This window comes from Rhodanobacteraceae bacterium (assembly GCA_024234055.1).
Lineage (GTDB): Bacteria > Pseudomonadota > Gammaproteobacteria > Xanthomonadales > SZUA-5 > JADKFD01.
Genome location: JACKOW010000012.1, coordinates 58,939 through 81,949 on the forward strand (window position 1 = coordinate 58,939; position 23,011 = coordinate 81,949).

Below are 23,011 nucleotides of genomic sequence, written 5' to 3' on the forward strand. Positions count from 1 at the left end.
GGTGCTGACAGCTGTCATCCGCGATGCATGATGCCTGCGACTGCAGCTTCCCGGGGCGCGCTCTCAAGCTATGCCGCAGATCCCCGGATGGAGTGCCGCGATGCCGATGGTTGCGTTCTGGCAGGATGTACACAAGCGCTACGGACAGACCGCTGCGCTGGCTGGATTTTCCCTGCGGCTGTACCAAGGTCAGGTGCTGGCGTTGCTGGGGGCCAACGGCGCCGGCAAGACCACGGCCATCCGCAGCATGTTGGGTTTGACCTCGTGCGATGCCGGAGAGATCGCGGTATTCGGCGCCGAGGCCGGAAGCCGGGCCGCGCGTGCGGCCATCGGAGTAATGCTGCAGCAAGGCCAGTTGGCGCCGATGCTGACGGGTCACGAACTGCTGTGCGCGCACGCGGCGCTCTATCCGCAGCCGGAAGCGATCACGCAGCTGATCGCCGATCTGGACCTGGGCGGCTTCGTGGGTCAGCGCTACGGACAGATGTCTGGCGGTCAGCAGCGGCGCATCCAGTTTGCGCTCAGTCTGGTCGGCAGACCCCGGCTGCTGCTGCTGGATGAGCCTACCGGCGCGCTCGACCCGCTGGCGCGCGCTGGTTTTTGGGACAGTGTTTCGGCCCGGGTTGGTGCTGGGCTCAGTGTGCTCTTGACCACCCACGATGTGCACGAGGCTGAACAAGTCGCCAGCCATATCGCCATTGTGCGAGGCGGCAGGGTGGTCGAGCGCGGCGCGCTGGCCGACTGGCAGCGGGATGGCTGGTGCGAAATCCGCGTGCGTTCCGCGCTCGCTCCCGAGCATCTGCGCACGCTGCCCGGCGTCAGCGATGTGCAGGCCGAAGCCGAGGTGCAGCGCGTGCTGAGCCAGGATGGAAACGCCGCCCTGCGTGCACTGTTGGCCAGCGATCCCGGCGCCGAGATCCGCCAGTTCCAGGCGATGCGCTTGTCCGAACGGCTGCGCCGCCATTACCACAACGAGGAGATGGCCTGATGAGCATGACTGCCACACGTTGGCGCGTCGAAGCCGGTATGGAATGGCGCAAGCTGCGCCGCACCCTGAGCTACGTGGCCCCGGTCTTCGGCTTTCCGCTGGTGTTCTACACCATCTTCGGCGTGGTTCTGGCGCCGAAATCGGCGGCGAATGCCGGCACCTATCTGCTGGCAACCTATTCGGTATTCGCTGCCATCAACGCCGTGATGTTTGGCCTGGTTACCAGTCTGTCCTTTGAGCGCGAGCACGGCATGCTGACCCTGCGCCGACTCAGCCCGGCGCACCCGGCCAGCTATCTCTTGAGCAAGGTGGCTGCGGCCTTGCTGTTTGCCCTTCTGGTCTGCGTGATGCTGGCGCTGGTCGGCTGGTGCTTTGGTGAGGTACGCACGCCACTGGCGACGTTGGTGCGGCTCTGGCTGGTGGTGTGTCTGGGGGTCACCCCGTTTGCGTTGTGGGCGCTATATCTGGGCTTGCGTCTGCCCGCGCAATCGGCCGCCAACTGGCTCAACCTGATGCTGATGCCGCTGTTGCTGCTGGGCGGCTTGTGGGTGCCGGTGTTCGCTTTTCCGGGCTGGTTGCAGACGGTTTCGGCCTGGCTGCCCACCTACCACTTCGGCCAGCTGGCCCTGGCGCAGATCGGCATGCCCAGCGCCCGCAGTGATCTGATGGGGCTGGCGCTGACGAGTTTTGGTCTGGCCGGATGGTGGCTGGCGCTGCGCGCCTGGCGGCACCACCACTGAGCCGGTCCGATGCCTCGGCAGGTACCGCGCTCCGCCATGGACAGCGCCGGGAAGGACGCAATGCACCGGCGCGCAGTAGCATGGGCGTCTGGAGAGGGAGGCGTATCCATGTTTCAGCAGTGGGTGAATCGGCTGCGCAGGCCTTTTGCCGCTGCGGGTCTGGACGACCGCGAGGTGCTGTATGCGATCAGCAACCTGGGCTTTCTGGGATTCCTGTTTCTCAGCACCTGGCTCGGCGGGACACCTGCGGGGCACCTTGCCACCACGCTGGCCACGATTCCGCTGTTCCTGTTTGCCTATCTGACGGCAATCCTGCGCCCGCGCTGGCGCGGCGGGGCGCTGCTGCTGATCCTGGCCCTGGCCCTGGCCTTGATGCCCGTGAACTGGGGTGCGAATACCTATCTGGTGTACTTCTCGGCGTTGGCGGCGGTCTACTGGCCGGCACTGCGGGCCACGATGGCCATTGCCACTGCGCTGCTGATCTTCGCCTGGATCGGCACTCAGTTGCTGTCTTTCCCGCCCTTCTACATGGCCATCACCACACTGCTTTGCATCTCGGTGGCCCTGGGCAACGCCGTGACCCGACAGCTGCAGCGCAAGGATGCGGCGCTGCGACTGAGTCAGGCCGAGGTGCGTACCCTGGCGCAAGTCGCCGAGCGCGAGCGTATCGGGCGCGACCTCCACGATCTGCTCGGTCACAGCCTCAGCCTGATCGTGCTCAAGGCCGAACTGGCGCACAAGTTGAGCCGGCAGGGACATGCACGCGCCACTCAGGAAATGGCCGAACTGGAGCAGGTCGCCAGACAGACGCTGGCCCAGGTGAGGCGCGCCGTCAGCGGAATCCGCGCCGCTGGTCTCGATGCTGAACTGGCCGGCAGCAAGTACGCACTGCAGGCGGCGGGGACTGCACTTCGAGTCGAGAATCAGCTGCCAGCGCTGCCTGCGACGATCGAAACCGCGCTGGCCTTGGTCCTGCGCGAGGCCTGCACCAACGTCATTCGCCATGCCCGCGCCGAAAACACCGAGATCCGCGCGGGTATCCGAGACGGCCAGCTGTATTTCGTCGTCGCCGACGATGGTGTGGGCGGTATCGTCCGTGAGGGCACTGGCCTTGCCAGCATGCGCGAACGTGCGGCGGAGCTGGGCGGAAGCTGCACGGTGCAAAGTGGCATCGGCGGCACCGAGATCCGCGTGCAGCTGCCCTGGACACCGTCGGCTCTGCCCAATCCGGGCCAGGTGATGCCCGCATGATCCGTATCGTTCTGGCAGAAGATCAGGCCCTGGTCCGCGGTGCCATGACTGCCTTGCTGGAGATGGAAGGCGATATTCAGGTCATCGCCGAGGCGGCCGACGGTCTTGCCGCGCTGGCGGCCTGCGTGCAGCAGCGTCCGGACGTGCTGGTGACCGACATCGAGATGCCTGAACTCAGTGGGCTGGGACTGGCGGCGCAGCTGCGCGACAAGGACCTGGGGATTGCCATGGTGGTGGTGACCACCTTCGCCCGAGCGGGCTATCTGCGCCGGGCCATGGATGCGGGCATACGCGGCTATCTGCTCAAGGACGCACCCGCCAGTCAACTGGCCGAAGCCGTGCGCGTGGTTCATCGCGGCGGCCGTGTCATCGATCCTGAACTGGCGGTTGAAGCCTGGAGCGAGCAGGATCCGCTGAGCGACCGAGAGCGGCTGGTCCTGCGTCTGGCCGGCGAAGGCCTGGCAGCCACGGAGATTGCGGAAAAGCTGTCCCTGTCGCACGGTACGGTCCGGAACTATCTGTCTGAAGCGATCGGCAAGCTTGGAGTCAAGGGGCGCATCGAAGCCTACAGGCTGGCGCGGCAGAAAGGCTGGCTGTGAACTTCCTGCGGCAGCTATCCTCTGCAGACACCGATTTCGGGAGCGGGACGTGAATCGGCCGCCTGGCCAGACGCCCTTTACCCTGCTGCTGAGGCAATGGTCCTCGGGTAATGAGGCCGCGCGTGATGCCTTGATGGCTCGGGCCTATCAGGAGCTCAAGCGCATTGCGCGGGCGCAGATGGCGGGTGAGCGGGCCGGCCATACGCTGCAGCCGACAGCCCTGGTGCACGAGGCCTATTTGAAGCTGGCCGGCGGCGCCCACATCGAATGGCAGGACCGCACGCACTTCTTTGCGGTCTCGGCGCGGGTGATCCGGCAGGTACTGGTGGACAGCGCCCGGCGTCGGCAAGCGGCGCGGCGCGATGCCACCGGCTTGGCCCCGTTGACGCTGTCGGTCACCGAGGATGTGGTCGATCTGCAGGCGCTGGATCAGGCCCTGAATCGACTGGAGGCCCTCGACGCAACCCAGGCTCGGGTGGTGGAACTGCGATATTTCGCCGGACTGTCCATTGCCGAAACCGCGCACTCGATGGCCTTGTCCAGCGCCACGGTGGAGCGTGCCTGGCGGGCTGCACGGGCCTGGCTCTACGGCCAGCTGGGGGCGGTGTGAACAGCGCCGAAGTGACCCGCGAGCAGCGGGCGCTGGCGCTGTTCACGGCGTCTTTGGAGCAGCCCTCGGAATCGCGCTCGGCCTGGCTGGACCAGGCCTGCGGTGGAGAACCGGCGCTGCGCGCCGAGGTCGAGCAGCTGCTGGCAGCGGATCGGCTGACCCACGGCTTTCTGGATCAACCGCCACCGGGCGCGCCTGATCCGGATCGCCGCGGCGAGCGCCTCGGTGCCTTCGAACTGATCGAGCAGATCGGCATCGGCGGCATGGGCCGGGTATTTCGTGCCCGCCGGGTCGATGGCGGCTTCGAACAGGAGGTCGCGATCAAGCTCTACGGTGCCGGCCATCTCACCGGCTCGGCGCTGCAACGCTTCCACGCCGAACGCCAGATTCTGGCTTGCCTGGAACATCCGGGCATCGCCCGCGTCATCGACGGCGGCAACGCCGCCGACGGCACGCCCTTCATTGCCATGGAACTGGTCCGCGGGCTGCCGATCACCGAATACTACGAACGCAGCGGACTCGACCTCAGGCAACGCCTGCGCCTGTTCCAGCGCGTCTGTGAGGCGCTGCAGATTGCGCATCAGCGCGGCATCGTTCATCGCGACATCAAGGCCAGCAATGTGCTGGTCGATGATGACGGCCAGCCGCGGATCATCGATTTCGGCATCGCCAAGGTGCTCGACGCCGAATCGGTCGGACTCTCGCTGCCGCAAACGGGGACCCAGCTACAGATGCTCACGCCCGAGTACGCGAGTCCTGAGCAGGTGCGCGGCTTGCCGGTGGAACCGAGCAGCGATGTCTACTCGCTGGGCGTGCTGCTGTACGAATTGCTGACCGGCGCTCGCCCCTATGCGCTGATGGTCCGCAGCCCGGTGGAGATCGAGCGCACCGTGTGCCACTCGATGCCGGTTGCCCCCAGCAGCAAGGTGGCGCGCTCGATCACTCCCCTGCCCCGCGGCTTGCCCCATCACGGCCTCCTGCGCCGACAGCTGCGTGGCGATCTTGATCGCATCGTCATGACTGCGCTGCGCAAGGAGCCGGGCCAGCGCTATGCCTCGGCCGCTGCGCTGGGCGAGGATATCGGCCGTTATCTGGCGGGCCTGCCGGTGCTCGCGCGGGGCGCATCGCGCTGGTACCGGCTGGGCAAGTTCGTGCAGCGCCACCGCGCTGCCAGCGTGGCCACCGTGACGATCTTCGTCGTCCTGATCATCGCGCTGGTGGCAGTCTCGTTGCAGGCCCGTCAGGCACGCATCCAGGCCGAGCGAGCGGAAGCGGCCAAGTCCTTTCTGACCGAGATGATCAGCCGTGCCGATCCCTATGAGAACGCTGGCGAGGCCACTCTGGCCGGCGCCCTGCGGCAGGCGATCCCGACCATCGGCGAGCGTTTTGCCGAACAGCCGGAACTGCAGGCCGAATTGCGCTACGCGATCGGGTTCGCCATGGAGGGCCTGGGCGAATCCGACACGGCGCGGGACCAGCTGTCGCAGGCGATGGCCTATTTCCGGGCGGCCGGCGACCCGGTGCCCATCGCCCGTACCCTCACGGCACTCGGTCGGGTGGATTGGGGCGACAGCAACTACAGCGCCGCGCTGACGCAGTACGAGCAGGCACTGGAAATGCTGCAGGGATTGGAGACGCGTGCGGCCCGTCGGGCACGCTATGACGTACAGGCCGACCTCGGCGGCCTGCTACCCAAACTGGAGCAATATCAGCGCGCTGCCGATGTCACCCGCAGCGCCCTGCAACTGGCGGCAGAGCTGCCGGAAGTGCGACCGCTGGATCACGCCATCCTCTGGAACAATCTGGCCAATGCGCTGGAAGGACTGGGCGACGCGCCGGGTGCCATCGCCGCCTACGAACGCAGCATCGCCCTGCACCGCCAGATTCACAGCGCCCATCCGGATCTGGCTACGGCACTGGCCAATCTGGGCATAAGCTATGAAGACGCCGGCGACCTGCCCCGCGCGGTGGCCATGGTGGCCGAAGCGGCACAGATGCAGGCGCAGATGCTGGGACCGCAGCACCCGCAGGCGCTGCTGGCACGTTTCAACCTTGGCAGTCTGCAGCTCAATGCCGGCCAGCTGGAGGCCGCCGCGGACAATCTGAGCGCCGCGGCGGAAGGTGCCAACACGGCCTATGCCCCCAATCATCTGTACACCGGTCGCTTCCATCATCGTCTGGGTGAAGTCTCGCTGGCGCTCGGACGGCTTGAGCAAGCGAGCACCTACACCGCCACAGCGGCTCGGATCTATGCCCAGAATCCGGAAACCCCGGAGCGCTGGAAAACGGCCCTGGACGAGTTGATGACGCGGATTCCGGCTGGCGACACTGTTGCCGGGGATTGACGCGGGTCACGCAGCGGGTCTGGGGGCCAGGGTCGCAGCGATCTTGAGGAGGCTGCGCGCCGCCGCGGCCGTTCCTGATCTCCAGCCGGATCCAGGCCTCCAGGCAGCTTCGGGCCGAAACGGACGGCTCGCCATGACGTCGACATCGAGCTGATGGAGTTTCCTGCCGTTTTGCGCTTGTGCTTTCAGAACGCCAGAAAGCGGGGGACCGCATGAAACCATTTGCAAGCCAGGTGCCCGGGATGGCACGCGCATTGACGGTGCTGTTGCTGCTGTTCGCTGCAACAGCCCAGGCGCAGATCCAGCGCATCAGTACCGCTGTGGACGGCACCGAGGCCAATCACGACAGCTATGAAGCGAGCGTTTCCGACGATGGCAACGTGATCGCCTTCCGCTCCAGCGCAAGCAACCTGCTGGCCGGCGATATCAACGACTTGCCCGATGTCTTCCTGCGTGATCTCAATGCCGGGACCATCGAGCGGGTCAACGTCGATGCCAGCGGCAATGTGCTGAACTTCACCAATCTGTACCGGGGCAGCTATGCGCCCTCGGTCTCCGATGACGGTCTGCGCGTGATGTTCACCGGCTACCGGGATTTCGCCCAGGGCGTGCTGCGCGACCGCCTGGCCAACACCACCATCGAAGTCCTGCAGATCAGCTTTACCAGCAACAACACGGATCGACAGGCCCGCCAGGAGAGTCGGATTTCCGGCAATGGCCAGTTCGTGGTGTTTCACTCCCGCGCCGCCTTCCAGAACTCCGAACCCGTCAGTGCGCGCCCGGGCGACACCGGCACCAACGGGATGCACAGCATCTTCCTGTATGACGCCGTCACCAATCCGGTGCCCATGGCCGAGCGTTTGAGCCGACCTGATCTCACCGCCGACCCCAGTTGCGTGACCGATCCCGGCATCGAGTGCCCCGAAGGCAATGCCGACAGTTTCGCTGCCGCGGTCTCCGACGACGGCCGCCGAGTGGCCTTCCACAGCCACGCCGGCAACCTCGTGCCTGAGGACGACAACGACTTCCAGGACGTCTTCGTCAAATACCGCTTTGATGCCGGCGACAACTACCAGGGCATCGCCGGGCCGATTGTCCGCGTCAGCGTTTCCAGCCTGGGCGTGCAGGCCAATGACGACAGCGTGCAGGCGGCGATCTCCGGCAACGGCCAGTTCGTTGCCTTTCGCTCGCTGGCCAGCAATCTGGTGGCCGGGGACAGCAACGCTCACTGGGACATCTTCGTCCACGACTTGGACACGTCCACGACCACCCGCGTCAGCGTCTCCTCCAGCGGCGCCGAGGCCAATCACGACAGCTTTACACCCTCGCTGAGCGATGACGGGCGATTCGTGGCCTTCCGCTCCAATGCCAGCAATCTGGTCAGCGGCGATGACAACGCCAGGCAGGACATCTTTGTCCATGACCGCAGCAACGGGGCGACCGCGAGGGTCAGCGTGCCCGCTGCCGGCGGTGAGGCCAACGGCCACAGCCTGCGCCCGGAGATCTCCGGCGATGGCCAGTGGATCGTGTTCGAGTCCGATGCCAGCAATCTGGTGCCCGCCGACAACAATCAGTCGCGCGACATTTTCCGCGCCGCCAATCCGCTGATCGGGGGAGGATCGCCGTGAACACTCGTCTTCGCTTGCTGACCTTGATGGCCCTGCTCGCCGGCCTGTTGTGCGGATCGGCGCCGGCCGCCTCGCGTGGCGTGCCCGGGGCGATCTTTGCGGATGGATTCGAAGGCAATTTCCGCATTGTTCCGATAGACCTGCTCGGCGCCGTGGCCGAGCGCAATTTCGGCCATCAGGTCCAGGTGCTGCCGCCCGCCAGCACGGTAGTGCTGTATGCCATCGACAGCGGACCGCCCGGTCTGAGCATCGACAGCAATGGCGTGCTCAGCTGGACACCCGGGCTGGCCGATGGCGGCCCGAACACCGTGTCCGTTCGCGCCGAAGACGATCAAGGCGCGGTGGATACCGAGACCTTTGTCATCGAGGTGCTGTTGCCCAATTCACCACCGCTGATCGACACCATCGGTGAGCGCATCGTCGCCGCCAACCAGACCCTGAGCCTGACCGTGCCGGCCAGCGATCCGGACGTCGGCGATGTGCTCAGTTACGCGCTGGACGTGGCCCCGGGCGGCATGCAGCTGAACCCGGGCAACGGCCTTTTGAGCTGGACGCCGACGCTGGCCGACGTCGGCACGCATCCGGTCACCGTGCGGGTCACCGACAGTCGGGCCTTCTTCGATCTGGAGAGCTTTCAGGTGCAGGTGATCGATGCCAATCAGCCACCGGAGCTGAACCCCGTGACTGATCAGGGCGCGATCCTGAATCAGGCTTTCAGTCTGCAGCTGCTTGCCACCGATCCGGACCTGGATCCGCTGCAGTACAGCCTGACCCAGGCCCCGATCGGGATGAGCATCAACGCCGCCAGCGGGCTGATCAGCTGGGTTCCCACCAGCCTGACCCAGGGCAGCGAAAACGTGAGCGTGGCGGTCAACGATGGCCGCGGCGGCAGTGACAGCGCGACCTTTACCATCCTGATCGACAATAATCTGCCGCCAATAGCCGTCGATGACGCCTACACCGTCGAACGCGGCGAAACCCTGGACGTACCGGCTCTGGGCGTGCTGATGAACGACTCGGATCCCAATCTGAGTCCGCTCAGCGCGGTGCTCGTCGATGACGCCGATGCGGGTATCCTGGCCCTCGCCGGTGACGGCGGCTTCAGCTACACACCGGATCTGAATCTCAGCCCCTTTGGCTTCGTCGAGAAATATCGGGTGCAGAGCCCCAATGGCGGTCGGATCGGAATGCCACGCCTGGGTGACGTCGATGGTGATGGCGCTCCGGACATCTTCGTCCGCTACAGCAACGGCACCGCGGGCGCCAATCGCGGTTTGTTGGTGCGGGCCAGCGACGGCTCTCAGATCTACCAGACGCCAGCCTACGACCGCAGCGTCGAGGGCAGTCAGGGCTTCCTGCTGGCCGATATCGATCTGGATGGGCGCATGGAGATGGTGGCAGTCGGAACCGAAGGCGGCCGCACCACTACCCAGGACGGTCGCAAGCTGATCGCCTTCGAACATGACGGCAGCTTCAAATGGATCAGCGAGGCGATCCCGCAGGACGGGATCTACCTGGACGCCATCATCGACCAGCGCGGCAACCCGGGCGGCGAGATTGCCGCCGCCGATCTGGATGGCGACGGCACGCCGGAACTGATCCACGGACATGCCCAGACCGACGCCATTGGCGTCACGGTCTTCGACAACAATGGCCGGATCCTGTTCACCCGTTACGCCCGTGGCGTAGGTGCTATCCGCAGCAGTATCGAACTGACCGTGGAAGTGGTCGACCTGGATCTGGACGGCGATCTGGAGATTCTGGTCTCCGGCGCGGCCTTCTCCCATCGGGGTGAAGTGCTGTGGACCGTCCCGGGCGACCTGTCCGCACCCCGCTCCACGCCCATCGCTGCCAATCTCGACAACGATCCCTACCCGGAACTCGTGCGGGGAACCGATACCAATGACACCGCCGTGTACGAGCACGATGGCAGCCTCAAGTGGCAGGTGGTCACGACTACCGAGGAGGACTTGCCGCTGGTGATCGCCGATGTCGACGACGACGGTCGCGCCGACGTTCTCTCGGCCGCCGGTCGCGGCTCCAGCGCGGGCTTCCTGGAGGTCTACAACGGCGCCGATGGCAGCCTGAAATGGCGCTATCCAACGGTAGAGGATCCGACCATCGATCCGCGCTATTACGGTCCGGTGGTGATGGACTTTGATGGTGACGGCAAGGTTGAAGTTACCCTCATTGACCAGGACATCAGGGCGCACGTGCTCAATGGCGTTGACGGAACGCTGATCGGCATCTTCGATCTGGACAATGCCTCGGGTGTGCGCGCCATGCCGATCATGGCCGATGTCGACGGCGATGGCGCCTCCGAGATGATCATCCACGGCGAGTCCCGCTTCGGTGTCGGCGCTTCGGACATCGTGCGTGTCTACGAAGGTCCCAACGATGACTGGCCGGCCGCCAGGCCGATCTGGAACCAGTGGAACTACCATGTCACCAACATCAATGTTGATGGCACGGTGCCGGCCCAGGAGCAACCGCACTGGCTGCTGCCCGGACTGAACGCCAATCGGGTCAATGCCCTGCTCCCCGAAGAGCGGACACCAGAGGTCGATCTGTTCACCTACCGGGCCTCCGATGGCGCGCTGCAATCCAATGTGGCGACCGTGCGCATCGAGGTTCTGCCCCCGAACAGTGCACCGCAGATCCTGTCCACGCCGCGGACCCTGGCATCACCCGATTTCGAGTACCGCTACGCCGTGCTCGCAGTGGATCCCGATGTCGGCGAATCCCTGAGTTTCCAGCTGGTGCAGGCCCCGGCCGGCATGAGCGTGAACGCTCTGGGAATCATCTCCTGGACGCCGACCGGCGCTGATCTGGGCACCCATCCGATCATTCTGCAGGTCACTGACAGCCTGGGCTACAGCGACACCCAGCTCTTTGACCTGCTGGTGCGCACCGGAACCACCGTGCCCGAGGTGATCGGTCTGACCGAGGCTGCGGCAGTCAACGCCGTCGCGACAGCGGACCTCAGCGCCAATCCCATCGTTCAGGTCTTCGATGCCGTGGTTCCGGTCGGCCAGGTCCGTGCCCAGCTGCCCAGCGGTGGCAGCGCCGCGGCGGCTGGTGATTCGGTTCGGCTGGAGGTTTCCAAGGGACCGGCACCGGTGACCGTACCGCGCGTGGTCGGACTCGATCTGCTCAATGCCGGCCTGCGCCTGATGGACGGCAATCTGATGCTGGGCTCACTGAATTATGTCAACCGTGATGATCTGCCGCTGGGAACGGTGTTCCAGCAAAGTCCGGCCCCGGGCAGCTCGGTGGCGCCGGGAAGCAATGTCGATCTCAGTGTCTCCGGTGGGCCGCGCATCGATATCGCGCTCGATCATCCGGTGCTGATCGGTGGTCAGAGCAGTCCGCTCAGCGTCACCGTGTACAGCAACGAGGGCCTGCCACTGAGCCCTCAGCCGACCATTGCACTCAGCATCCTCGAAGCGGTCCCCGGCGCCAGCAGCGGGCCATTGCCGACCGTCAACAGCAGTTCGGTGCAATCGAGCCCAGGTACGCTGGGTGAGTATCTGCTGCAGGTCGACCTTCCCGACACCCTGGAGAGCTACAGCACCCGAGTGGTGGTCATGGAGAGCATCGCCGATGCGCCCGAGGGCAGCGTCTACGCCGATTTCGGGGCTCAGCTAGAACGGGCCGAGCGCCTGATCTCCGAGCTGGAAGCCGCGGTTCTGGCCAACAACGTCCCTGCCATCCAGATGATCGATGCACAGCTGCAGACCGTGCGCGCCGGGATTTCGGTTGACCGGATGCGAGGACTGACGCCGCTGGCACCCGATGGTGGCATGCCGCCGGATCGCAACACCGCCATCAGTATGGGCTTCGCGGCTGGCGCCGACGACCAGGCTTACCTGCAGGGCAATGCCGAACTGGCGCAGAGCCTGCAGCAAATGGCGGTGCTCGTCGCCAATCCGCTGACGCCGGATGTGGAGCTGTTCAACCTCAACCAGCGTCTGCTGGCGCAGGGTGCGGCCTTGAGCGGCCTGGAACCCGGCGTGCCTGGCGTGCTGGCCGCCATCGGACCCACCGTGGAACTCGTCGGCCATCGGATTCCAGCCTTGCTGGTGACCGATCTGGATGCTCTGCACCAGTCGTTGTCGAGCAGCGGTCTGCTAGGTCCGCAGGCGCCGTCGCGAATGGACAAGGCCGTGCGCTTCACTCTGGCCGGCGTACTCAGTGCCACCCGCATCCGCACGCGGATCATCAAGAACGTCTACCGGCCAATCCTCGGCGACGTCATTCGCGCCGCCGTGATCCTGGTGGCACAGAATGGCCTCGTGAACTACGCCAACGTGGGCAATCTGGCCGGCATCATCACCGCCGCCAGTCTGTCCATACACGTTGCCAAGATTCCGAACTCGGTCGCCGAGGGCGTCGGCTTTGAAGCCTACGCGCCGGCCAACAGCACGATCCTGATTGGCCCGGATGCCATCGAGCAAGCGCAGAGCATCCTCTCGGCCGGGCTCGCGACCGCACAAGACCTGAAGGACATCAACAAGCTCCAGGCCAATCTGAAGAGCGCCGCGGACATCGGTAACAACACCGTCGGGCTGATCAAGGGCGCCATCACCAGCCCCGGCAGCCTGCGCAGCGGCTGCTTCCTCGACCCCACACCCGGTTGCCAGCAACTGGTCTTTCCCGACGGCTTTGATTCGGCTTATGTCAATGACGGTCCGCTGGCCCTGCCGGCGCCGGTACTGATCGTCACCTTCGGCTTGAGCAGCGGCAATGTCGGCGTGTTTGTCGGCATCTTCCTGCCGACCGAGCCACAGAGTTGAGTCTGGCGCCGGTCTGAAATGCGTGGACGGAGCAGCGCGAGGCGTCCCGACATGGACGTCTCGCCAGCCGCTTCCAATCTGCCGACATGCCCGCATCCGCACCGGCCATGAGATGGCCTTTAATATCGTATGTATCTGATAAATAAACCAATTAATCTGGATGGAGTGGCTGGCTGTGACGCGACCGACTGGCTCTGCTGCTGACTTCAGCTACCCCGTCGACAGGGTCTGCATGCCGGGGTGTCGACGTACCGCTCGGAGACGCTCGCCCTGCCCTTTCGCGGATTCCACGTTCCCCCATCCGCGGCGCTCGTCGGATTGAGCAGAGACTTGCCGGCATCGGCGTGCCCATATCAGCCGACCCGGCATTTGGATTAGATTATTGCGGCAGTCCGGCGACACCCTGACTGCGGTCAGAATCACCCGGCAGGCGGCGTTTGCGTTAAGCCTCCGCAAAGCTCTGGCCTTGATACTAATCGCAACTGTGATGGATACGATCCATGCGTTTGTTGTTGATCGAGGCCTCCGAAAAACTCCGCTCCTCGCTGGTCCCGGCGCTGGTGGCGGCAGGCTACCTGGTGGAAGTGGCCGAGAGCTGCGCTGGCGCCGTCGGTCTGATGCAGGCCTGTGCCTATGCCATGGTGGTGATGGATCTGGCGCCACGGACATCGGATGCGCTGGGATTGCTGAAGGGCTTGCGCCAGCGGGGTGATGATGCCCGGGTGCTGGTGCTGACCGGCCGTGAACAGGTCAACGACCGGGTCATGGCGCTCGACCAGGGCGCGGATGCCTCTCTGGTCAAGCCGGTGCTCGCCGATCAGTTGGTGTCCAGACTGGCCCTGCTGCGTGAGCGCGGCGAGCCCCCACCGCCGATCTGCATTGGCGAGGTGTCTTTGGATAGCGAACGTCGACTGGTCCGCTGCAAGGGTCAGCCGATGGCCCTGTCGCCCAAGGAGTTCGAGTTGCTGGAATGTTTGATGCGTCAGCGTGGCCGCATGCTCACCCGCACCGCGCTCTATGCCCAGCTGTACGCGGGTCATCCGGACGCCTCGGAGAAGGTCATCGAAGTGCTGATGAGTACCTTGCGCAGCAAGCTTTCGCGGTTGGGCGCATCGGAGCTGATCGAGACCCGCCGCGGCCTGGGCTACGTCATTCCCAACTGAGGCGGAAAGACCGCCGCCGCCGGATCAGTTCCCCAGCGCCTGGTCGAATTCGGCCTGATTGAGCTGGCCCAGGGTGCGTTCGGCCAGTGCAACGAGGGTGTCGGCCGCCGCCGGGGTAGCAATGTCGATGCCCAACCCCGCGCCAGCCGGCCATTCGGCGTCGATGCGCTGGTAACGAGCGCCGAGCCGGTCTTCCAGCATCGATTCCACATGCTGCTGCTGCACGGCCACGGTGGTCAGGATCAGACGCCCGTCAGAGAGCCAGCCGACGGCGCCATCATCGGCATCCACGCCGTCCGCCGGCCGATAACCTGAGGTGGCCGTGCCAATCGACAGCATGCGGATCTGCGGCGGCGCAATGCCGAGGAAATGCTCGGCCTCGTGCAGCGCCACCTGATCGGGCGCCACGGCGAAGATGCCGCCATCGGCATACAGGTAGCGTCCGACCTTCACCGACGGGAAATAGGCGGGAGCGGCTGAGGTCGCCATGGCCACATCGACGGCCAGCACCCGCTCATCGCCGGTGGAGCGCTCGCCGTGGGGCGTCTTGAAGACCTTGGTCTGGCTGAGCGAGACATTCACGGCTGGCACCACCAGCCGATGCGGAGCGTCGCCCAGACGGCGCTTGTCGAAGATTTCGGTCAGGGCCGCACGCAGCGACTCACCGGAGTACTTCGGCCCCAGCACCGATCGTGTCAGATCGAGCAGTCGCCCGACGTTGCTGGTGGGCAGGCTGCGCGCCGAGAAGATCTCGCTGCCGCGTTCGCGGAACAGCTCGACGATGCGGATGACCGGCACCTCGAAGGCCAGCGCCAGTCCCAGCAGGCCGCCCACCGAGGTGCCGGCAATCAGGTCGAAACACTGCGCCAGGGGCCGACCAGCCCGACGCTCCAGGCCAGCCAGCACCGTGGCGGTGTACAGCCCCAGATAACCGCCGCCTGCGAGCGAGAGAATGCGGAAATACGGATGTGCGCTGTCGACCATGCCCTGCCCTCCCCCGCCCGACTCTGGGCTCACAGCCGGGACGGGTCAAGCCGCACAGCCGCATTCGCGGGCATCGGCCTACTTGGCCTTCTTCTCCTGTTTGGCCGCCCGCTTCTCCTTGGGAGTCTTCAGCGGCTGCTTCTTGGCGCTCTTCTTCTGATCCATGCCCTTGCTCATGACGACCTCGACTTGGCGATACTGGAATGTGTTCAGGTGTTGCCGTATCTCCGATCCCGGCACACACAGTGTACGCGTCAACGGCCCGGATTCACTGGCTTTGATGTCCCCCGGGGGCCAGCGCCGGCAGAATCCGATCGCGCATCCACAGCATCGGCTCCCTCGCGTCAGGGCGGTTATAGCGGTTGCCGACAAAGGCCACGCTGGCCTGCAACTCCGGCAACACGAACAGGTAGCTGCCACCGTTGCCCCAAGCCATCAGCACGCGGGTCTTCGGCAACTCCGGTCGGGTGGTCTGATCCAGCCACCATAGATATCCATAGGACTGTGACATGCCCGGTATGGAAGTACGGATCTGGGTCATCTGATCTATCCAACTGCTGGAAATCAACTGTTTGTCGGAGTATTGCCCTGCCGCACCCACCAGATCACCGATCCGCGCCAGACTTTCGGGATGCAGGCGCAAATGGCCGCCGCTGTCGATCTCCCTGCCCCGGTTCCAACGCGCCCAACGGGCAGTGTGGATGCCGAGTGGCTCGAACAATTCCACGGCGGCGAACTCATCCACGCTGCGGCCGGTGGCCTGCTTGATGATCAGCCCCAGGGCGATGGCATTGCCGGTGCAGTAGGAGAAACGGCTGCCTGGCTCGCTGACCAGGGCCTGGCTGATCCAGAACCGGACCCAGTCGCGCTTGCGATACATCTTGTCTTCGTGTCCGGGCGACTTCGGGTTCCAATCGTCACAATCGAGGCCGCTACGCATGGTCAACAGATCGGCGATGGTGATCCGGGTCTTGCGTGGATCACGCTCGAAGGCCCTGGCGTAGGCTGGCAGCAATTCGGCCACCGGTTGGTCAACCGAACGCAGGCTGCCCTGATCCAATGCAATTCCGACCAACAGCGCGGTCACCGATTTGGTCACCGAGCGCAGGTCTGGCAGTTCTTCGTCGATGCCAAATGAGACAGCAGCGGTCACCACCCTGCCCTGCTGGTGTATGACCATCGCTTCGATGCCCGGATGCTGGCCGACCATGAGCTCATGGCTCAGATCCTGAAGTGGCACCTGCGCAGCAGTTGAGTGGTATCCCGCGGCCAGCAACCAGATCATCAACACCCGTTTTGCGACACCACGCGTCATTGCACACTCCATCCAATGGCTCGGGTTTGGACGACAGCATGCCTTCATTGGTTACGCCGCTGGTTTGCCATGGCTGACTGCGCCATTGCCGCCGAGTCGCGAACAACGGCGCAGGGCGTCGTGGAATCAGGGGCTTGGCGTGATCTTTGGCTGCCAAAGATCGATCGGCGGGAGCGCGGGTTGGATGCAGGCGTCACCACCTTTTTCACGCTGCTGAGCCACCTATTTCTCGGCCCACAACCGCCTTTCCCTCGCTCGAGAACCGCCTATCTCTCGCTTCCATCCCCCTTTTTCTCGCCTTTCAGTGTGCAAGTTCCCGTTTTGACTACGGTTCTGGTAGTTATAAACAAGCTACTAAAAGCTCTAAACACAAAACAAAAACAGCTGACTAGCAGGAACAGAGCATGGTAGCTTTACGTGCAGTTACGTCATCAGAGCTACTTTAGCGATGAACAAGCAACAAGAAGCGGCGGCTGCCATGCTGACCCCCGATGTCGTCAGCAAACTCGATGTGCAGGAATCCCTGGAGATTGTAGCCACGCTGGGCGACAGCTTCATCAGTACCTTGAGAGAGCTGCATGCCCCGCCCGTCGGCTTGAAAACCTTGCGTCGCTACCGGATTCAGGAAGCGGCTCGGGAAGTCGGGCGCTCGGTATCCTGGCTGCGCTCGCAGGAGAGTGAGGGCAATTTTCCCGGACCGACCGATCGTAGCGCTGGTGGGCGTCGCATGTACACGCTCGAAGAGATCAATGCCATTCGCGCCTACGCCGGCACTTTGCCGAAGAGCCCGGCGCGGCGCCCGTACGTGCTCGGTTTCGTCAATTTCAAGGGCGGCAGTTCCAAGACCACCTGCACCTATCTGGCGAGCCATTTTCTGGCCTCCCGAGGCTACCGTGTGCTGCTGGTCGATCTGGATCCGCAGGGTTCGCTGACGGCGTCCTTTGAAGTCAGTCGCAGCGGCGAACCGGTTCGCGGGATCGACTGGGAGCAGACCATCGGTCCGATACTGACTGGCGAGATCGACGATCCGTTGACGCTGGTGCATCAAACCCATTGGCCCACGATCGACATCATTCCGGCATCGGTGGATGTCTACGACGCGGAGATGCTGCTGGCCGTGGAAACCGCCCGCACGGGTATCCAGGACAATCCCTTCTGGCGGCGCCTGGACACCGCAATGCGGCGACTGGACCAGTACGATTTTGTCCTGCTGGACAGCGCTCCGGCCCTGAACCTGGCGGCCATCAATGCGGTCGTCGCTTCGGATGGACTGGTAATTCCGGTGCCGCCCCGCAATCTGGATCTGGAAGCGGCAGTGAAGTTCGCCAAGGTGGTCCATGCCTGGACCGAAAGGCTGCCTGGTTTCAATGACCGCAAGCGCTGGCTCAGACTGCTGCTGACGCAGCTGCAGAAAGGCTCGCTGAGTGACCAGACCCACGCGCTGCTGGCCAGCCGCTTCTTTGGCAGCCTGATCTTCAACAATCATTTTCCGATGTCCGAGGCTGTGCGCCGCGGCTCGGCCGGCGCGCCCAGCTGTTATGAAGGCAGCAATCAGGTGGATCGCAGCCAGGCCGAGGCCAACCGCCGCGTGCGCGAGGCCCTGGACGAAGTCTTCGAGGAGATGCTGAGCATGATCGATCTCAAACGGGGGGCTAAGGCATGAGTACTGGACGCAGTGCGCAGGATCGGGCGCGACGCCTGCTGGAAGGGATCGGCGCGGCCGCGGCGCCGGGTGTGCCCTTGCCCAAGTCCGGGCGCGGCATATTGGGTCGACTGGAGCAGATGACCGGTTCGCCGCTGGTGTTGCGCGAAGTGGACCCGAACCGGGTTCGGGTCTGGGAATTGCAGGGACGTCTGCAGGCTGCGCTCGATGCCCGCACGGTCAGCGATCTGATCGATTCCATCGGTACCCACGGGCAGACCACGCCGGCGATCGTGCGCCCGGTCAGCGGCGATGCCGGCGCCGAGTTTGAAGTCATCGATGGATCGCGCAGGCGCTTCGCCTGTGCCCATCTGGGCCAGCCGTTGAAGGCCATCGTCGCCGAGCTCAGCGACCGTGACGCCGCGCTATTGACCGAAACCGCCGACGCCAGCCGCAAACACTCGGCCTACGAGACCGGCGTCAAATGGAGTGTCTGGCTGCAGCGCCAGTTGTTCGCCACGCAGGACGCACTGGCGCAATGGCTGCAGGTGTCTGCTGGCGATCTTTCATTCAAATTATCCTTGGCAGAACTGCCCTATTCCTTTGTGCTGGCGCTGGGTGGCCATGACCGCCTGTCGCGTGAACTTGGCCGACGCCTGGCGCGATTTGTCGGTCGGGCCCGTGGGCTAGGTCGGATGGACGAGATCCGGCACCGCCTGAACGGTATCGGTGAGCAGGCGCAGCAGTCCGACTGGAGTGCTGCGCGCGCGCTCGTGGCCTATGCCGAACTTGAGGCGGAACTACTGCCGGCAAGACGCAGCAGTCAGCAGAAGTTGGAGGAATCGGTGATGACTGCCGAAGGCCAACTGCTGGCCACGGTCGCCAGCCCCGATCGCAGCAACCTGGTGGTGCGCTGGTCGAAGGGATTGGCGGCTGAGGAGCGCAAGGCGCTGCTCTCGGCGCTGAACCAGTTTCTGGGGGAATGGGCGCAGAGCCGGTCTTTGGCAGCCAAAGAACCAGCCAAGGCAATGAAAAGCAAAAAGAAATAGCTCTTCGAGCGAGAAATAGGTGGTGTCATGAAACGCGGTGGAAGCATGCTGGTGACCAAGGCGAATGCCATCGTCGAGGCTTCCTATCGCTTGACGCTGCAGGAACAGCGTCTGGTGCTGTTCTGCGTGGCGCAGGTCGACTCGCGGCAGTCGCTCGAACAGCAGCGCACCTTCGTAGTCGAAGCCGCGCCCTTCCGCGAGACCTTCGGGCTGTCGGCGGAAAAGGTCTACGAGGAGCTGAAAGACGCAGCCGTGCGCCTGTTCGAGCGCAAGGTGACGCTGAGCGATGCCCAGACCGGACAGGAGACGCTGCTGCGCTGGGTTTCGATGATCCGCTACCAGAACCGGCGTGGCCGTGTCGTTCTGAATTTCTCGCCGGAAATGCTGCCTTTCATCTCGGCGCTCAAGGACCGTTTCACCAGCTATCCGTTGGAGTCTGTGGCGCGTCTGTCCTCCACTTTCGCCATCCGCATGTTTGAAGTGCTGGCGCAGTACGCGGGCCTGGGGCGCCGTCAGGTGACCGTGGAGCAGTTGCGCCGCTGGCTGGATTGCGTAGACAGCTACCCGCGCTTCTCCGAGTTCGAGCGCTGGGTGGTGGCACCGGCCGTGGCCCAGCTGAACGAGCGCACCGAGCTTCGCATCCGCTACGACAAGGGCAAGATCGGCCGCAACGTCAGCCATTTCGAATTCGTCATCGGCCGGGCGCCGTCCGCGCCCAAACCCAAGGCGCCAGCCCAGACTGCGCCTGCCAAAGCCGTGGCGCCGCCGGCGGCACGGGCGGACGACGAACGCCGGGAATGGGAGGCGCACATGCGCCGCCTGGGCTATGACCCGGAAGAACTGATGGCGCAATCCCGCCGCGGGCCGTCCGGCGAATCCTGAGCCGTCCCAACGCGCCCAGACCGCGCATCAGCCCAGCCTGCAGAGCATCTGGCCCGCACGTCTCACACCTGCGCGGGCAGATGCCGCGGTTCCGTTGTGGCGCAAGGCGAATCGGTGGCCACACAGCCATTGCAGCGTGTACGGCTGCATCTGCCCGCTTTGCGGACCTCGCTGGTTCTTTGCGACTATCGCTGTGTTGCTCCTCTCCATGAACCGCATTCCAGCGCCGGGCACCGGGGGTGTCGGGGCGCTGCTGTGGAGGGCGCCGCGCTGCGGCGCCGCTTTGCGCTGCGCGGAGATCAAGAGCGGCCGCGCAGGCGCGCGTCCCTCCTCAAGGCCGCTTCGTACCTGCCAGGGTTCATGGCCCTCGCGCGTTCTTCCGCAACAGGTGTGTGAAATGCGGGCTAGACCAGGCTTCAGCACGGGGACCGTGTTCAAACTGGCCCGTGCCCCGGCCGTCGGCGCCACCACCTTTTTCTCGCTTCAAGCCTTTGTCAGCTCAGCGTGGCCAGGCTGAGTGTGCGCGCCGCAGGCGCGTTCCCCGGCACACACACGGCCCAGGAGCGCCGGGGAGCCGCTGCGCAGCACCCGCAGCCTATGTCTGAATTCAAGTGGGTTCATTGCTCGTGGCCAGTGTCGGGCCGGCCCGGATTTGCTTGCCAAAGACTGCGCTATCAATCTGATCTGTCTAGCTTTTGTGCGTTTTCGAAGAGAGCCGTCTTCTGAACCGTATTGAGCCGGACAGCAGCCCGCAAGATCACGGGAACATCGGACACTGACCGCACCACCTTTTTCTCGCTCCAAGCGGAGAAACCACCCAATCTCTCTGAGCTGCGGTCCGCAAGATGGAAGCACCGGACCCGTCCGCGAACCGTTCTGGCCTGTGCCCGATTGACCAAACCATAAACCGACGATCCAGCAAAGCCCGCATGACGCCAGCTCATAACTGCTGATAAGATTATTTATCATTAGTACAATCGCAGCATGCCTGACCGAATTCATCCAATACCGAGCGCTCTCCAGGAACTGCTCGCACCCAAGCAGGCGTCAGATCTGGCAGACCAGGCGGGCATCCAGATGCAGGGGGAGTGGCTGGCACAGTTCCTCAGTCCGCACTCGCGTCGGGCCTATGCCGCTGACGTGCGCGATTTCCTGCGCTTTCGCCAGATCACGTCCGCGGCGCAGTTGCAGTCGGTGCAGATGGGCGAGGTGCTCGCCTGGCGCCTGCATCTGCAGCAGCAGGGCGCCGGAGCGGCCACCCAGCGCCGCAAGCTGTCGGCCCTCGCCTCCTTGTTTCGCTACCTGTGTGAGCGCCAGTGGATCACGGCGAATCCGGTGCAGGCGGTGCGCCGGCCGGTCGTGCAAAGTTACGAGGGACAGACGCCGGCGCTGTCCGAGGCCGAGGCCAAGGCCCTGCTGGAGGCGCCCAGCGACACCACCCTCAAGGGCTTGCGCGACCGCGCCATCCTGGCAATGCTGCTGTTTCAGGGGTTGCGCCGCAGCGAACTGGTGGCGCTCAACCGCGGCGACGTCCATCGTGACCGCGGCCGTTGGCGACTGCGGGTGCGCGGCAAGGGTGGGCGCATGCGCCAGCTGCCCTTGCACAAGCAGGCGCTGGAACGCATTCAGGCCTACCTGGCCCATCTGCCGGTTGCGGGCCCGGCCAGTCCGCTGTTCCTGGCCTTGCGCAACGCCCGGGGCGATGGCCGGCTCAGCGCGCAGTCGATCTACAGCCAGGTGGTCCGGCGCTATGGCGCGGAACTGGGGCTCAACGATCTGCCGTGGTTTGGCCCGCACGTGATGCGGGCCACGGCCGCGACCCAGGCGTTGGCGCAGGGGGCTGATCTGGCCACCGTGCAGCATTGGCTGGGGCACACCAGTATTCAGACCACCCGCGCCTACGACCGTCGTGATCGGGCGCCGCAAGTCGCCGCGCTACAGCTGAACTACGGTGATTGAGGGCCTTCAGGGGCGTTCGGCCGAGTAGCGTCTTGCCTCGGCGCCACTGACCGGCCCAATCTGGGCGCTGTCATGCACCCATAGCTCCACTTCGCGTTCTGCCCTGATCTGACCGAGCACGCGCACGCCAGCGCCAATGGTGATTCGGGTCTTCTTGTCATCGCCCCAGCACCAGCCAAAGCACCTGGACTTGCGCACCAACAGATCGCCACCGATGACCGTGGCACCTTGCAAATCGATGTTGCCGGCCGTGGTCTTGAGGTCGCCGCGCACTTCGCTGTCGATCAGCTCGACGTCGCCGCTGCCGCTGTCCACATCGCCACCGACCCGGGTTCCGCTGAGCTGGATTGAACCGCTGCCGGTATCGATCTTGCCGGACACCTCTGATCCTCGACCCAACTTGACTGAACCGCTGCCGGTATCGACCCCGCCAGCGATTTGAACCCGCTCGCCGCCGCGAACACCGCCGCTGCCGGTGTCGATGTCGGCGGTTCGGACACCGTCGCCCATGCGCACACCGCCACTGCCGGTATCGATGCGACCGACGCTGCTGTCGTTGCCCAGGCGCACACCGCCACTGCCGGTATCGATGTTGCCGGCGCTCGCGCCCGCTGCCAGTTCGACGCCTCCGCTGCCAGTGTCGATATTGCCCGTGCCGGCGCCGGCCTCCAGCAGCACGCTGCCACTGCCGGTATCAATATTGCCGGCCACCACGGCGGCCGGAACCCGCACCGATCGGCTGCCGACATCGGCGTTCTCGCCTGGACCAAGCACCTTGGTGGCTGCGTGGGTCATCGGGCTCAGCAGCAGTGCCAGTACCAGCACCGAAGCGAAGGGTAGGGCAGGGCGCATCATCATCGTTGACTCCAGAATTCGAGGTTGAGTGGGTGCGACGCAAACTCCATGCCAATCGACAGAGCGCCCGGTTCGGTCGAAAGCCGAATTCGCGATGGCAAGATCTGGCGAATAGAGCGATGAATTGGCCAGTTTACCCAGCGGTTGAGCGGTGCCGATCGCGGCGGGCGGACGGAACTGTCCGCTTTTGAACCCCACGGGGCAT

The 23,011-nt window shown here is 64.7% G+C and carries 16 protein-coding genes; 13 read left to right on the plus strand and 3 right to left on the minus strand.

Annotated features, from left to right (window positions below; all coding sequences use genetic code 11):
* Positions 1–100 precede the first annotated feature (100 nt).
* The 9 genes from H7A19_16700 to H7A19_16740 all read left to right on the plus strand — a co-directional run bounded on the left by H7A19_16700 (position 101) and on the right by H7A19_16740 (position 14,120).
* Positions 101–988 (plus strand): ABC transporter ATP-binding protein, encoded by an 888-nt coding sequence (locus tag H7A19_16700; GenBank protein MCP5476470.1) that lies wholly within the window; start codon positions 101–103, stop codon positions 986–988.
* Complete coding sequence (locus H7A19_16705) at positions 988–1,728, plus strand: ABC transporter permease (protein ID MCP5476471.1); 741 nt, start codon at positions 988–990, stop codon at positions 1,726–1,728. The genes H7A19_16700 and H7A19_16705 overlap by 1 nt, the downstream gene beginning before the upstream one ends.
* A gap of 108 nt (positions 1,729–1,836) precedes the next feature.
* The gene (locus H7A19_16710; GenBank protein MCP5476472.1) at positions 1,837–2,979 is read left to right on the plus strand and encodes a sensor histidine kinase; all 1,143 of its coding nucleotides are present in this window, start codon (positions 1,837–1,839) and stop codon (positions 2,977–2,979) included.
* Positions 2,976–3,578, plus strand: coding sequence for a response regulator transcription factor (locus H7A19_16715; GenBank protein ID MCP5476473.1), 603 nt, complete (start codon positions 2,976–2,978; stop codon positions 3,576–3,578). The genes H7A19_16710 and H7A19_16715 overlap by 4 nt, the downstream gene beginning before the upstream one ends.
* A gap of 49 nt (positions 3,579–3,627) precedes the next feature.
* The gene (locus H7A19_16720) at positions 3,628–4,188 is read left to right on the plus strand and encodes a sigma-70 family RNA polymerase sigma factor (GenBank protein MCP5476474.1); all 561 of its coding nucleotides are present in this window, start codon (positions 3,628–3,630) and stop codon (positions 4,186–4,188) included.
* Positions 4,185–6,533: a serine/threonine protein kinase gene (locus H7A19_16725; protein ID MCP5476475.1), complete on the plus strand. Its 2,349-nt coding sequence runs from the start codon at positions 4,185–4,187 to the stop codon at positions 6,531–6,533. The genes H7A19_16720 and H7A19_16725 overlap by 4 nt, the downstream gene beginning before the upstream one ends.
* A gap of 212 nt (positions 6,534–6,745) precedes the next feature.
* A complete protein-coding gene (locus tag H7A19_16730; protein MCP5476476.1) occupies positions 6,746–8,161 on the plus strand; it encodes a PD40 domain-containing protein in 1,416 nt (471 codons plus the stop codon).
* On the plus strand, positions 8,158–12,957 hold the full coding sequence (locus tag H7A19_16735; GenBank protein ID MCP5476477.1) for a putative Ig domain-containing protein: 4,800 nt from the start codon (positions 8,158–8,160) through the stop codon (positions 12,955–12,957). The genes H7A19_16730 and H7A19_16735 overlap by 4 nt, the downstream gene beginning before the upstream one ends.
* A 500-nt stretch (positions 12,958–13,457) precedes the next feature.
* On the plus strand, positions 13,458–14,120 hold the full coding sequence (locus H7A19_16740) for a response regulator transcription factor (protein MCP5476478.1): 663 nt from the start codon (positions 13,458–13,460) through the stop codon (positions 14,118–14,120).
* A 24-nt stretch (positions 14,121–14,144) separates the two neighbouring features.
* Here the strand turns inward: H7A19_16740 and H7A19_16745 are convergent, their stop codons facing one another.
* Together H7A19_16745 and H7A19_16750 are read right to left on the minus strand one after the other, a co-directional pair.
* Entirely contained in the window at positions 14,145–15,104 is a 960-nt protein-coding gene (locus H7A19_16745) for a patatin-like phospholipase family protein (protein MCP5476479.1), read from the minus strand.
* Between the two features lie 268 nt (positions 15,105–15,372).
* Positions 15,373–16,419 carry a serine hydrolase gene (locus H7A19_16750; GenBank protein ID MCP5476480.1) on the minus strand — a complete coding sequence of 349 codons (1,047 nt, stop codon included), beginning with the start codon at positions 16,417–16,419 and terminating at the stop codon, positions 15,373–15,375.
* Positions 16,420–16,867: 448 nt separating this feature from the next.
* On the opposite strand from H7A19_16750, the gene H7A19_16755 reads away from it, so the two are divergent.
* From H7A19_16755 to H7A19_16770, 4 genes are all read left to right on the plus strand, one after another.
* Entirely contained in the window at positions 16,868–18,082 is a 1,215-nt protein-coding gene (locus H7A19_16755) for an AAA family ATPase (GenBank protein ID MCP5476481.1), read from the plus strand.
* Complete coding sequence (locus H7A19_16760; GenBank protein MCP5476482.1) at positions 18,079–19,110, plus strand: ParB/RepB/Spo0J family partition protein; 1,032 nt, start codon at positions 18,079–18,081, stop codon at positions 19,108–19,110. Before H7A19_16755 ends, H7A19_16760 begins: the two co-directional genes overlap by 4 nt.
* 27 nt (positions 19,111–19,137) lie before the next feature.
* Entirely contained in the window at positions 19,138–19,992 is an 855-nt protein-coding gene (locus H7A19_16765; GenBank protein MCP5476483.1) for a replication initiation protein, read from the plus strand.
* A 984-nt stretch (positions 19,993–20,976) separates the two neighbouring features.
* Positions 20,977–21,951 carry a tyrosine-type recombinase/integrase gene (locus H7A19_16770; protein MCP5476484.1) on the plus strand — a complete coding sequence of 325 codons (975 nt, stop codon included), beginning with the start codon at positions 20,977–20,979 and terminating at the stop codon, positions 21,949–21,951.
* Between the two features lie 6 nt (positions 21,952–21,957).
* Here the strand turns inward: H7A19_16770 and H7A19_16775 are convergent, their stop codons facing one another.
* Entirely contained in the window at positions 21,958–22,809 is an 852-nt protein-coding gene (locus H7A19_16775) for a hypothetical protein (GenBank protein MCP5476485.1), read from the minus strand.
* Positions 22,810–23,011: the final 202 nt, after the last annotated feature.

Bases quoted from the DNA above. Each gene is read 5' to 3' on its own strand.
- H7A19_16700 (MCP5476470.1), top strand. From the start codon at position 101: ATGCCGATGGTTGCGTTCTGGCAGGATGTACACAAGCGCTACGGACAG.
- H7A19_16705 (MCP5476471.1), top strand. From the start codon at position 988: ATGAGCATGACTGCCACACGTTGGCGCGTCGAAGCCGGTATGGAATGG.
- H7A19_16710 (MCP5476472.1), top strand. From the start codon at position 1,837: ATGTTTCAGCAGTGGGTGAATCGGCTGCGCAGGCCTTTTGCCGCTGCG.
- H7A19_16715 (MCP5476473.1), top strand. From the start codon at position 2,976: ATGATCCGTATCGTTCTGGCAGAAGATCAGGCCCTGGTCCGCGGTGCC.
- H7A19_16730 (MCP5476476.1), top strand. From the start codon at position 6,746: ATGAAACCATTTGCAAGCCAGGTGCCCGGGATGGCACGCGCATTGACG.
- H7A19_16740 (MCP5476478.1), top strand. From the start codon at position 13,458: ATGCGTTTGTTGTTGATCGAGGCCTCCGAAAAACTCCGCTCCTCGCTG.
- H7A19_16745 (MCP5476479.1), bottom strand. From the start codon at position 15,104: ATGGTCGACAGCGCACATCCGTATTTCCGCATTCTCTCGCTCGCAGGC.
- H7A19_16750 (MCP5476480.1), bottom strand. From the start codon at position 16,419: ATGACGCGTGGTGTCGCAAAACGGGTGTTGATGATCTGGTTGCTGGCC.
- H7A19_16755 (MCP5476481.1), top strand. From the start codon at position 16,868: ATGAACAAGCAACAAGAAGCGGCGGCTGCCATGCTGACCCCCGATGTC.
- H7A19_16760 (MCP5476482.1), top strand. From the start codon at position 18,079: ATGAGTACTGGACGCAGTGCGCAGGATCGGGCGCGACGCCTGCTGGAA.
- H7A19_16765 (MCP5476483.1), top strand. From the start codon at position 19,138: ATGAAACGCGGTGGAAGCATGCTGGTGACCAAGGCGAATGCCATCGTC.
- H7A19_16770 (MCP5476484.1), top strand. From the start codon at position 20,977: ATGCCTGACCGAATTCATCCAATACCGAGCGCTCTCCAGGAACTGCTC.
- H7A19_16775 (MCP5476485.1), bottom strand. From the start codon at position 22,809: ATGATGATGCGCCCTGCCCTACCCTTCGCTTCGGTGCTGGTACTGGCA.